Genomic DNA, 11,908 nt, shown 5'->3' on the forward strand with positions numbered 1-11,908 from the left:
AAAAGTTTTCGGAGATTTCAGGCCGGCTGGCTCAGCTATACATTTCATCCCTGAGGGCTTTTACCCTGTCGTCCGTCAGGTAATCATCGAAAGTGGTCAGCCTGTCGATAATACCCCGTGGCGTTAGCTCAATCACTCTGTTAGCAACAGTTTCCATAAAAGTATGGTCGTGGCTGGTAAGCAAGACAATACCCGCATAATTGGTACACTGTTCGTTAAAACTCTGAATACTTTCCAGATCCAGGTGGTTGGTAGGCTGATCAAGGATAATGCAATTTGGATTTTGCAGCATCATTTTACTGATCATGCAGCGTACTTTTTCGCCTCCGCTCAACACATTGGTTTTCTTGAGCACTTCGTCGCCGCTGAACAGCATTTTACCTAAAAATCCACGCAGGAATGGTTCATCCACTTCTTCCACATGTGGCGGAACAAACTGACGAAGCCAGTCCATCAGGTTCAGGTCTGAGTTAAAATACTCACTATTTTCCAGCGGCAGAAACGCCTTCGTGATAGTTGTTCCCCATTCAAACTTGCCGTTTTCCGCCTCTGCCTCCCCGTTAATGATTTGGAAAAATCTGGTAACAGCCATCGGGTCACGGCTTACAAAAGCGATCTTGTCCCCTTTATTAGCGCTGAAACTTACCTGGTTAAAAAGCGTCCTGCCCTCCAGTGCAGAGCTAAGCGCTTCCACATTCAGGATCTGGTTGCCTGGCTCCCTCAACGGCTGAAAGATAATTCCCGGATATTTTCGATAGCTTGGTTCAATTTCTTCAATAACCAGCTTCTCCAAAGCTTTTTTACGGCTGGTAGCCTGTTTGCTCTTAGACGCGTTAGCACTGAAACGGGCAATAAAATCAAGCAGATCCTTTCGTTTTTCTTCGGTCTTTTTGTTCCGATCCGACAGTTGGCGGGCCATCAGTTGCGAGCTCTGATACCAGAATGAATAGTTACCGGTAAATATCTTGATCTTCTGCCTGTCAACGTCTGCCACATGGGTGCAAACCGCATCCAGAAAGTGACGGTCGTGGCTCACCACCAACACTATATTTTCATAATCCGCCAGAAAGTTTTCCAGCCAACCAATCGTTTCGATGTCCAGACCGTTGGTTGGCTCATCCAGAAGCAGAATATCAGGGTTCCCAAAAAGCGCCTGGGCCAGCAGCACGCGCACTTTCATGTTGGAGGGCATATCTTTCATCATCATCTGGTGAAAGTCATCTTTGATACCGAGTCCTGCCAGAAAATTCGCCGCGTCACTTTCCGATTCATATCCGCCCATTTCACCATATTCTGCCTCCAAATGACTCGCCTCCATATAATCGTCTTCGGTCGCTTCGGGATTAGCGTAAATGGCATCTCTCTTTTGCGCCACCTCCCACATTTTCTTGTGCCCCATCAACACGGTGTTCAGTACTGTGAATTCATCAAATTCAAATTGATTCTGCTTCAGCACCGCCATTCGTTCCCCTGGCGTTATGCTGATCGTACCTTTATTAGGCTCAATTTCACCACTGAGAATCTTGAGGAACGTGGATTTTCCGGCTCCGTTGGCGCCGATTACACCATAACAATTGCCCTTCGTGAAATTCAGGTTTACGTCTTCAAACAAAACACGTTTTCCGTAGGCCAGTTTGAGGTCTCTTACACTAATCATGCTATAAAAATTTTTGCTGCCCGGTATTAATGCCGGGATGCGGGTCCGTCCGCGATGCATTCCGGTAACTTCCGCCTGGTGGTTTTGTAGCGAACGGCAAAACCCGGATTAAAAAGTGCCGCGAAGGTAAGCAATTCCTGCCTCTTGTCAAACTTAAAGGCAGGCTCCCTGCAAACCAAAACAGGATCGGAACCAGGTGATATAAAAACCCAGGATCTGCGTGACCAAAACGCAAATGCCCGCCTCTTCAAGAGAAACGGGCATTTTGCGGTATTCTGATCTGGTAAATGGTTTAATATCCCATATCTCCCATGCCACCACCCGGCATTGGAGGAGCCGGTTGTTTGGGCTCGGGTTTGTCAGCCACCACACATTCTGTGGTCAGCAGCATACCTGCGATAGATCCGGCATTTTCAAGGGCCACACGGCTAACCTTGGTCGGATCGATCACACCTGCTTTCAACAGGTTTTCGTAGGTCTCGGTGCGGGCATTGAATCCAAAATCACCTTTACCTTCTTTGATCTTGTGAACAACGATAGATCCTTCCAGACCGGCGTTGCCAACCAGGGTACGGAGGGGTTCTTCGAGTGCGCGTTTAACGATAGCCATTCCGGTTTGCTCATCTTCAAGCTGTCCCTTTACTTTCACACCCAGTGCATCGATGGCACGGATATAGGCTACACCACCACCCGGTACAATTCCTTCTTCAACAGCGGCGCGGGTTGCGTGCAGGGCATCATCCACACGGTCTTTTTTCTCCTTCATTTCCACTTCAGTTGCGGCACCAACGTATAAAACAGCAACACCACCAGCCAATTTGGCCAGACGCTCCTGCAGTTTTTCGCGGTCGTAATCAGAAGTTGTGGTTTCAATCTGTGCTTTAATCTGGTTAACACGGCCGGTTATGTCCGCTTTCTTACCTTTTCCGCCAACTATAATGGTATTGTCTTTGTCGATCGTAATAGAAGCAGCCTGTCCAAGTGAAGGCAAATCGGCGCTTTCCAGTTTGTTCCCCATATCTTCGCTAATTACTGCACCTCCGGTCAGAATGGCAATATCCTGCAGCATTTCTTTCCTCCTGTCGCCAAAGCCGGGTGCTTTAACGGCAGCAACTTTCAGGGTACCGCGCAATTTGTTTACTACCAGTGTAGCCAATGCTTCACCTTCCAGATCTTCGGCAATGATCACCAGCGGGCGTCCGCTCTGAGCTACTTTTTCCAGGATGCTCAGGATGTCTTTCATCGTACTGATTTTTTTATCATAGATCAGCACATAGGGGTTCTGAAGTTCAGCTTCCATCTTCTCACTGTTCGTAACGAAGTATGGTGAAATATAGCCGCGGTCAAATTGCATACCTTCTACTACATCTACATAGGTATCGGTGCCTTTTGCTTCTTCCACGGTGATAACGCCTTCTTTACCCACTTTTGTGAAAGCTTCGGCAATCAGGCGGCCGATATTCTCGTCGTTATTCGCAGAGATAGAGGCTACCTGCTGAATTTTGCGGCTGTCACTTCCTACTGTCTGGCTTTGGGCCTTCAGGTTTTCCACAACCAGGGAGATGGCTTTGTCGATACCGCGTTTCAAATCCATAGGATTTGATCCGGCAGCGACCATTTTAAGCCCTTCGCTGATAATGGAACTGGCCAGAATGGTTGCTGTTGTAGTACCGTCCCCGGCAATATCACCGGTTTTGCTGGCTACTTCCTTAACCATTTGCGCCCCGAGGTTCTCAATAGGATCTTCGAGGTCTATTTCCTTTGCAACCGTTACACCATCTTTGGTAATTGCGGGAGCACCAAATTTTTTCTCCAATACCACGTTGCGGCCTTTGGGACCGAGGGTTACTTTAACGGCGCTGGACAAAATGTCCACGCCTTTTTTCATTTTGTTTCTTGCATCAATATCGAAAAAAATCTGCTTTGCCATTGTTATAGACTTTTATTTGTTTTAACTTATTTTTCTTGCTATTCTGATCGGCCTAAACAATGGCCAGAATATCACTTTCCCTCATGATCAGGAGGTCTTGCCCGTCAATTTGAATTTCGGTGCCTGCGTATTTCCCATAGAGAACCGTATCACCGGGTTTTACGGTAACGGGTTCATCTTTTTTTCCAGGGCCGGCAGCCACTACTGTTCCGCGTTGAGGCTTTTCCTTAGCCGTATCGGGAATAATAATGCCTCCCGCAGTTTTTTCTTCTGCAGCAGCCGGTTTAACGATTACCCTGTCATGCAATGGGGTAACACTCGATTTTTTAGCCATAATTGTATTGTTTTAAAAATAGTTTTAGAAATAAACGCCTGTTTCCCTTCTCATGCAGGGTTGGCAAATGTACCCTAAATAATATGCCACGCTCGTCTAATGTGAAAAATTTTCAGTTATTCAAGTCCCTGACAGAGTGATGTTAATAAAAAACGAATGACAGTGTGTCAAAATTTCAGTCCCGCAGCAATTTTTCTCCCTGACTTGGTTTCTGTAGCGGTAAAATTAGCCGGCGTTGCCAGTGATCGCTGTTGCCAAAGGATTAATCCCAATCTCAATCCAAAACACTTATCTTCGCTGCCCAAAATAGTTCTTGGGTCCAATGATTAGTAGAAGAAATATCAGGGTGAAAGTGATGCAAACCCTTTACACGTACAGTAGTTCCGACGAGCAGGGCAGTACGCCGGATTATCAGAAAATACTCAGACAACAATTTTTCCAAACCAGAACACTGCTGGTCCATCTGATCGAATTTATAACCAGGATCGCCAGATATGCTGAAAAAGATGCATATACACGTGCGCACAAATATATTCCCACTGAAAAGGACCTGAACGTCAATACCAAACTTGCCGGCAGCAGCCTGCTGTGGCAGATTCTGGAAGACCATCAATTCAGGGAATTCCAGAAAAAGGAAAAACCGGAGCAGCAGATCGATGATGATCTGATCCGGAAGATTTACAATCAACTGGTAAAAACAGGGGAATACGCACACTATATTTCAATTAACCAGCAAAGCAAACAGGAAGACCGGAAGATTTTTGACTTTATCCTGGATGACCTGATGCTGGGTAACGAAGATTTCATCAGCCATATTGAAGAACTTTTCAGTAACTGGAATGATGACGGGGAGCTGGTTGTACAGCTTTTATTCGGGTACCTGAACAGACCCGGTTCCCTGAATTTGAACCAGATCATCAGCGCCGATAAAGAAAGATTCGCTTCCGACTTGCTAAGGACAGTGATAGAGAAGGAAGAGCATTTACTGGAGCTTATCAAACCCAGGCTTAAAAACTGGGATCCGGAAAGGATCGCGCTGCTGGATATGGTTTTGATGAAAATGGGCGTTGCAGAGTTCCTGTATTTTGATACGATCCCGCCAAAGGTTACCATCAATGAATATATCGACCTGGCAAAGGAATACAGCACGGCACAAAGTGGCCAGTTTGTCAACGGGATCCTGGATAATATCCATAAAGATCTCAGTCAGCAGGGGAAACTCAACAAAACGGATTTCAGAAAAAAGTAAAAGCGGTATCCTATCTGTAATATTTGATATACTTTAGCAGTCAAAACCCAGTTAAGATGAAAAATTTATTGTGTATATCCGCGTTAGCCCTCACGCTTTTCGGTTGTGGAAACGCGAACAACGAACACGGGAACCGGGTATCCGCAGTACTTAAGAACAACCCTATTCTTGATTCCGCCAGCTTTACAACAGTCGAATGGATTGGCGGCGTTGAAAAGGACCTTGGAAAACTGAAGAAGGGGCAGACTGCTGAAATTACGTACGTTTTTAAAAATACCGGCAGCAAACCCCTCGTTATCGAATCAGTATCACCCGGGTGCGGGTGCACCGTAGCGCAAAAACCCGAAAAACCTATTCTGCCCGGCGGGGAAGACAAGATTGTTGCGCAGTTCAATACCAAAGATCAATCACCGGGCACACATGAAAAAACAATTACGGTCAGGTCAAACACCCGGCCATCCACTGACTATTTACTTCATTTCAGTGCAGTGGTAGAGGAATAAATATTTAATAAAATCAAACTATGACACTATTAGTACTTTTACAGGGACAATCACAGGGACCATTTGGTTCAATGACTACGATGATCTTCATGCTGGGTATGATCCTGGTATTCTGGCTGTTTTTCATCAGGCCTCAGGCCAAAAAGGCGAAAGACCAGAAAAAATTTATTGAAAATCTGCAGAAGGGCGACAAAATCGTTACTATCGCCGGAATCCATGGAAAGATCAGCCAGCTCAATGAGGATGGCACCCTGAATATTGAAATCGCGCCGGGTTCGAATATCAAGATTGAGAAATCGGCCATCAGCATGGACTGGACCAGTCAATTGAACAAAGTTCCAAAAGCATAAAAGAAATTTCCATATATTAGCAGTACCAGAAGCCGGCGATCTCCGGCTTTTGGTTTTTTACCGGCAAGGTTACCATTGTGATCGAACGTCGACCTGCCCCCATACAGGTTCGCCGCTGGAAATGCAGCCCTGGAAATGCAGTGTGCCTAATCACCTGGCTAATCCGCGGCCTACCGCAACAAACGTCCCGCCGGTACGGTGTTCTTCGGCAATTCAGCCATGCCAGCAGGTTGGCTGTAAATGACAAATAAATAACGATCATGCTAAAAGTTGGTCTCACCGGCGGAATCGGGAGCGGCAAATCAATAGTCGCCGGAATATTTACAAGCCTGGGTGTTCCCGTTTATAATGCTGACCGGGCGGCAAAAAGAATCATGGATACCAATGATGGACTCAGAGAAAGTATTATTCGCCATTTTGGTAAGGAAGCCTATGCGGGTGGTCAGCTCGACCGTGCCTACCTGTCATCGATAGTCTTCAGCAACCGTGAAAAACTAAACATACTCAATGACATTGTACATCCGGCTACGATTCTGGACGCACAAAAATGGTTTGAAACACAGCAGGGTCCTTACGCACTTAAAGAAGCTGCGCTGATATTTGAAAGTAACAGTCAGCAATACCTCGACTATGTAATTGGTGTGACAGCCCCTGAGTCAGTCAGAATAGAAAGAGTGATGAAAAGGGATGGTATTTCCATAGAAAAAGTCATCGACCGGATGAATAAACAAATGGATGAAGCCGAAAAGATCAAGAGATGCGATTTTGTGATCGACAACGGCGGGTCCCTTTCTGTGATCTCCCAGGTTCTAACGCTGCACATCCAGTTGTCGGGCCTTTCCGTGCTTAGCCGCCACTGATTTTTCATGGATCTTCACGGTAAAAGAAATCGTTGTACCCATACCGGGGGCGGAAGTGATGGTCATGGGAGCATCAATCTGCAAGGCTCTTGATTTCAGATTTTTGAGCCCGTTGCGATTCGTGATGATTTCCGGATCGAATCCCTTTCCGTTATCCCTGACTGTAAAATGAATCGAATCGTCGCTAATCTCCGCTTTAATGCAGGCTTCTGTACAGCAGGAATATTTGACCAGATTATTGACCGATTCTTTCAGGATCAGGAAAATATTTCTCCTGTGTTCCATATCCAGAGGCAGATCGCAAATCGAGTCAGGGAACTCTATGCAAAAACGGATATCCTTGGACTCAAACAGCGGTACCGCATATTCCCGGATATGAACGCCAAGGTTACTGAACTTGTCGTTGGAAGGTTTTACCAGCCAGATGATATCATCCAGGGCTTCCAGCGTATCCCGGGCATTCGCTTCAATCTTGTCCAGCAGGTCGTTTGAATTATTACCTTGCCGGCGCAGCAGTTCGCTGAAAATATGGATACTGCTCAGGGTTGAGCCCATGTCATCATGCAGGTCGGTCGCTATCTGGGTCCGAAGTTCCAGCTCACGTTGCAGGCTCCGGTTTCGTTCCAGCAGTCTCCGCCGCAAATAATAAAGAATACCACTTAAAAATAACAATATGAAAAGTACGAGGCTGCCGGTCATTACGATTTTATCGTTCCGCCTTTTAGTCTCGAGTAAAGCGATCCGGCTTGCTTCTTTTTCACTCCTGTAGATGGCTTCCACCTGCCTTACGTGGAGGTTGTTGTTATCAATGACGATACTGTCTGCCAGGTCTTTATAAAGCGAACTATAGCGAAAAGCTTCCTCATAATTTCCAAGTCTCTCTTCAAGCAGCATCATTCCCTTATAGGCTGCCTGCGCTTCAAATTTTGATCCAATGGCCTGCGAGGTTTGCAGAGCCTGACTGTAATGGAAGGCTGCCTGTTTATCCTGATTCAGGGCGAAGTAGGCATCACCCAGCCTGTTGTGTGAGACGGCTACAAAAAGCTTATCGGCCAGTTTCTGGTTCAGTAACAAGGCCGCCTGAAAAAGTCCGATAGCTTTGCCCGGCTGGTGTTGCTTCATTAGCAGGCTCCCCAGAGAATTATAGCAAATAGCGATACCTTTTTCATTGCCCATTTTCTTGTTATACATCAGTGATTCTTCATATAACAGTTTTGCTGAATCCGTGATATGTAACAACTCATAGGCCTCGCCGATATTATTTAGGTTCATGGCTATCCCCAGATCATTTTGCGCTTTCTGTGAGATTGGCAGGGCCTGCCGGAAATAGGCAATAGCGTCCCTGTAATTTCCCAGGGCGATATGAATGTTACCGATGCTGTTCAGTGCGACGCTGGCGTTGAAGTCATCTTTCTCGGATTCGGCCAGCTTTAGCGCTTCCAGATGGTAATTCAGCGCCATGCTGTTTTCATCGAGGCGGCGATATACCACACCCAGATTATTTAACGCACTGATCTCGGTTTTAACGTCCCTGAGTCTTCGGGCCAGCAACAGGCTCCCTTTGTGGAGCTCCAGCGCTTCGGGGTACTGTGAAAAGTCTCTTTTAAAGACACCGAACGCATTGAGCAGGCGGGCCTTGCCTTCATCATAATTAAATTTACTTACCAGGCGGAAACCTTCATTGAACAGTACCTGCGCGGATGAATCTTTTCGGATACTTCCCAGCATGTACAGGATAGAATCTACTTTTGACTTCGAGTCAGGCAGCCTCAGGACCCGGCTGATCACTTCATAACTGTTAGATGGGGATTGCGCGCTTAAAAGTGATTGACCCGATATCAATAATGCGAGTGACAGGACAACCCTGAAACAGGAATAGTTATATTTGATTAGATTCATGTGAGGCACTACGGCACCTTAATCTGATCGGAGGACACGTGTATCTCAACGTTTGTTTTGACTTCTTCCGGAAAATCTCAGTAGAATTTTGAAGCACAGTGGCCCTCATCTGAAAAGACAGGTTTTCCGATCTCGCCGCTGGATCGCCCTGTCAAATTCCCGCACCTATATTAAAATTACCGACATCCTTAGATCCGGCAAAATAAATATATTCCTAACTTTAAGCAATCAAATATAACTTAGTTTTTTTTACTTCAATGATATTCATTACTTTAATTGATAAAATGAGCGATAATTTTAAAAGATCATTTTCTTAACTTAATGAATATTTAAAATGCAAGGCGAACTATTTAAGCTGGTTAAGAGTCTCACCGGTCCTGAAAAAACCTATTTCAGGAAAATGGCTAAAAGACATAGCCCGGGGAACCAGGCGCATCATCTGCAGCTATTTTCGCTGATTTCCGCAGCACCTGTTCACGACGATGATCGGTTCAGGCGTGAACTTGTACTGAACTCCCGCGCCCACTATTCCGTGGTAAAAAAATACCTCTTCAGCGAGATACTGAAGTCCGTCGCCTTTATGAAACAGGACAGCAGGAAGCCTGTCCACTCAGATTTTATTCTGAGGCAGATTCATTTCCTGCTCGAAAAAGGACTCTACCTGACTGCCGGGAAAATGATCGGCACTGAAAAGAAAATAGCCGAAAAAAATCAGTGGCTGGGCAGAAAACTTCAATTGCTTAAAGCGGAATACCTGCTTATCCGTAACCAGTTCACACCGGGGGGAAATCTGAAACTCCTGACACTGAATCAAAAAATCAGGAAAGCTACCGAGCAATATTTCCTCGTAGAAACGCTTTGGTATATTTTCCGCGAGTTACTCCTGCTGCGCGACATTTCTAATAACCGGATAACGGAAAAAGAGATGAAGGAGGCGGGCGGGCAACTGACTGAACTAGAGAGACTCCGCACTACCGCACCGGCTGCGCCTTTGCAGCAAATCCTGTATAACACAGTTCTCGCGTTGGGCGCTTATCTGTCTCGAAAGCGCAGCGTCTGCTCTGCCGCTTGTCAACTGCTGATGCAGCTTTGGCAGGAACACGCGTCGCTGGCAAAAATCTATCCCCAACTTTTCCGGGAAGGCGCCCAAATCATTTTTTACAATTCGCTGGAATCAGAAAGGACCTGGCAGACCGACGAGCTCGTTCTCAATCTGCATAAGATTTCAGAGACGATACCCACCGCTGAAGAACAGATCCGCTGGAAAATCCTTGAGTTCAATACGCGACTAAAAATTTGTCACAAGTCAGGCGAGTATGAAACAGTTAAAAGCCTGATCACTGAGCAATCTGGCAGGATCATGGAGTGGTCGGCCAGGTTCCTGACCATCCACGAGTTTCAGATTATCCTGACCTCCGTGGCCATTTCTTATTTCGTACTGGAAATGTACAACCGCGCGGATGAATTGTTATACCGGCTTAAGGAACTCGCGCGCGTTTCAGGGAAGGAAGACGTATTTTATTTTGCCCTCGTCTTCCACCTGCTGGTCCTTTTTGAAATGAAAGACTGGTACCGCCTGGCTAACGGGCTGGAAGCTGCCTACCGCCAGGTTTACATGAGAAAAGGACCAAGGCCGTTTGAAAAGGAGCTGATGGTCTATATTCGGGACCTCGCGAAAGTCCGAACCCGGAAGGAGGAACAACCAATCCTGCACACCATGTTGCAAAAACTGGACGTATATAAAGATGATGCAATTAAGAAAATGTATTTTTCCTATTTCAATTATTATGGCTGGTTGCAGAGTCGCCTTGAGGGTATCCCTTACCGGGAGTTCGTGAGGCGCCAGGCTGCAAACCAATAATCCCCTACCCTATCTTTACCGCTCAAACCCTTACATTTGTTAACTCTGTCGATCTCCTTCGAAACCCTGCCAATTGACCAGACTGGCATCAACAGACAAAATGAATGTAAATGACTAAATTGTTCAGAGACTTTTTTAACAGCGAAAAATCGGGCGGGCTGGTGTTAATTGTCTGTACAATTTTTTCGTTGATAATTGCCAACAGCTCCGTTGGAGAAAATTACCACGCATTATGGCAAACCAAACTGTCGGGCCACAGCTTTGAACACTGGATCAACGACGGACTGATGACGATTTTTTTTCTGCTCATCGGCCTGGAATTAGAAAGGGAAATCTACCAGGGGGAACTTTCCAGGATTAAGGACGCTTTGCTGCCGGTATTCGGCGCCATCGGCGGAATGATTGTCCCCGCGGGACTCTATTTGGTTTTCAATGCCGGGACGCCAACGCAGTCTGGCGCTGGCATACCTATGGCAACAGATATCGCCTTCGCCCTCGGAATCCTGTCCCTCCTGGGAAATAAAGTTCCAACCTCGCTGAAAGTATTCTTAACCGCGCTCGCGGTTATTGACGATTTAGGTGCGATTTTGGTTATCGCCATTTTCTACACACAGACGCTGCTTTGGGGAAAACTACTGATCGCCCTGGGTATATTTGGCGCGCTGCTTATTCTGAACCGGTTAAAAGTAAGAAACCTGATCCCTTATCTGATCGGCGGCATTTTCATGTGGTACTTTATGCTGCAGTCGGGTGTGCATGCCACCATCACGGGCGTTCTGCTGGCCTTTGCACTGCCGTTCGGCAAAGGAGACGAAAAATCAACCTCTTATATCCTGCAACGTTTTCTGCATAAACCCGTTGCTTTTATCATCCTTCCCATTTTCGCCCTGGCAAATACAGCGATCAGTATCAGTGGAAACCTGGGACAGGTACTCACGGAAAACTATAGCGCCGGTGTAGCGATTGGATTGATAATAGGAAAGCCTTTGGGTATTTTTTTGCTGACATATACAGCAGTAAAGAGCGGGCTCTGCAAATTGCCGGCTGACCTGAATTGGAAAAATATTTTTGGCGTGGGTGTACTTGGCGGAATAGGATTCACGATGTCTATTTTCATTACCCTGCTTGCTTTTGAAAATGAAACGATCATCAACAACACCAAGCTAACGATTTTATTAAGTTCTTTGGTGGCAGGGATCCTTGGGTTTCTCCTGTTGAAGGCAACTTTAAAAAAGACTGCTGTGGCTGAATAAGAAACCTTTTTA

General features: G+C 46.2%; 10 protein-coding genes. 6 read left to right on the plus strand and 4 right to left on the minus strand.

Annotation, left to right across the window (positions count from 1 at the left end):
• Positions 1–31: 31 nt before the first annotated feature.
• From AC3WS5_RS07770 to AC3WS5_RS07780, 3 genes are all read right to left on the minus strand, one after another.
• A complete protein-coding gene (locus AC3WS5_RS07770; RefSeq protein WP_492466726.1) occupies positions 32–1,657 on the minus strand; it encodes an ABC-F family ATP-binding cassette domain-containing protein in 1,626 nt (541 codons plus the stop codon).
• A gap of 292 nt (positions 1,658–1,949) precedes the next feature.
• Positions 1,950–3,587, minus strand: a complete 1,638-nt coding sequence (gene groL, locus AC3WS5_RS07775; RefSeq protein WP_492466727.1) for a chaperonin GroEL — start codon at positions 3,585–3,587, stop codon at positions 1,950–1,952.
• 52 nt (positions 3,588–3,639) lie between these two features.
• Positions 3,640–3,921 carry a co-chaperone GroES gene (locus AC3WS5_RS07780; RefSeq protein WP_492466728.1) on the minus strand — a complete coding sequence of 94 codons (282 nt, stop codon included), beginning with the start codon at positions 3,919–3,921 and terminating at the stop codon, positions 3,640–3,642.
• Positions 3,922–4,243: 322 nt separating this feature from the next.
• On the opposite strand from AC3WS5_RS07780, the gene nusB reads away from it, so the two are divergent.
• The 4 genes from nusB to coaE all read left to right on the plus strand — a co-directional run bounded on the left by nusB (position 4,244) and on the right by coaE (position 6,883).
• Positions 4,244–5,170 carry a transcription antitermination factor NusB gene (gene nusB, locus AC3WS5_RS07785; RefSeq protein ID WP_492466729.1) on the plus strand — a complete coding sequence of 309 codons (927 nt, stop codon included), beginning with the start codon at positions 4,244–4,246 and terminating at the stop codon, positions 5,168–5,170.
• A 56-nt stretch (positions 5,171–5,226) separates the two neighbouring features.
• A complete protein-coding gene (locus AC3WS5_RS07790; RefSeq protein ID WP_492466730.1) occupies positions 5,227–5,673 on the plus strand; it encodes a DUF1573 domain-containing protein in 447 nt (148 codons plus the stop codon).
• A 20-nt stretch (positions 5,674–5,693) separates the two neighbouring features.
• Positions 5,694–6,023 (plus strand): preprotein translocase subunit YajC, encoded by a 330-nt coding sequence (gene yajC, locus AC3WS5_RS07795; RefSeq protein WP_492466731.1) that lies wholly within the window; start codon positions 5,694–5,696, stop codon positions 6,021–6,023.
• A 260-nt stretch (positions 6,024–6,283) separates the two neighbouring features.
• Positions 6,284–6,883: a dephospho-CoA kinase gene (gene coaE / locus AC3WS5_RS07800; RefSeq protein ID WP_492466732.1), complete on the plus strand. Its 600-nt coding sequence runs from the start codon at positions 6,284–6,286 to the stop codon at positions 6,881–6,883.
• On the opposite strand, the gene AC3WS5_RS07805 is transcribed toward coaE, so the two are convergent.
• The gene (locus tag AC3WS5_RS07805) at positions 6,833–8,782 is read right to left on the minus strand and encodes a tetratricopeptide repeat-containing sensor histidine kinase (protein WP_492466733.1); all 1,950 of its coding nucleotides are present in this window, start codon (positions 8,780–8,782) and stop codon (positions 6,833–6,835) included. The two genes, coaE and AC3WS5_RS07805, sit on opposite strands and share 51 nt — an antisense overlap.
• A 400-nt stretch (positions 8,783–9,182) precedes the next feature.
• Here AC3WS5_RS07805 and AC3WS5_RS07810 point away from each other — a divergent pair, with 400 nt between their 5' ends.
• Both AC3WS5_RS07810 and nhaA read left to right on the plus strand, forming a co-directional pair.
• Entirely contained in the window at positions 9,183–10,643 is a 1,461-nt protein-coding gene (locus AC3WS5_RS07810; RefSeq protein ID WP_492466734.1) for a hypothetical protein, read from the plus strand.
• 110 nt (positions 10,644–10,753) lie between these two features.
• The gene (nhaA, locus tag AC3WS5_RS07815) at positions 10,754–11,896 is read left to right on the plus strand and encodes a Na+/H+ antiporter NhaA (protein WP_492466735.1); all 1,143 of its coding nucleotides are present in this window, start codon (positions 10,754–10,756) and stop codon (positions 11,894–11,896) included.
• Positions 11,897–11,908 lie beyond the last annotated feature (12 nt).

The sequence above is a fragment of the Niabella sp. CPT15-335-S11 genome (assembly GCF_058792415.1).